Here is a 460-nt window from a genome sequence, read left to right as displayed (position 1 = left end):
ATCGTGTAAACGTAGTTTATGAAATTCCGTTATCTGAAATCGTGTTTGACTTTTTCGATAAATTGAAATCAAGTACAAAAGGCTATGCATCCTTAGATTACGAAATGGCTGGCTATCGTACCAGCCGCCTAGTGAAAATGGATATTCTATTAAATGCTGAAAAAGTGGATGCGTTAAGCTTTATTGTTCACCGAGATTTCGCATTTGAGCGTGGGAAAGCGATTGTTGAGAAATTGAAAAAACTAATTCCACGTCAACAGTTTGAAGTCCCAGTTCAAGCGGCGATTGGTCAAAAAATTGTGGCTCGTTCAGATATTAAAGCCTTACGCAAAAACGTACTGGCTAAATGCTATGGTGGCGATGTTTCTCGTAAACGTAAATTGTTAGAGAAACAAAAAGAAGGGAAGAAACGGATGAAACAAATTGGGTCCGTGGAAGTTCCTCAAGAAGCCTTTATGGC

1 pseudogene is annotated in these 460 nt (G+C 38.9%); it reads left to right on the top strand.

Features of this window, described 5'->3' with window-relative positions:
- Positions 1 to 460: pseudogene (locus ACEO2X_RS14195) on the top strand (elongation factor 4); the annotation flags it as partial.

Source organism: Acinetobacter sp. AL9, from assembly GCF_041464035.1.
GTDB lineage: Bacteria > Pseudomonadota > Gammaproteobacteria > Pseudomonadales > Moraxellaceae > Acinetobacter > Acinetobacter towneri.
This window is presented reverse-complemented; position numbering and strand designations above follow the sequence as displayed.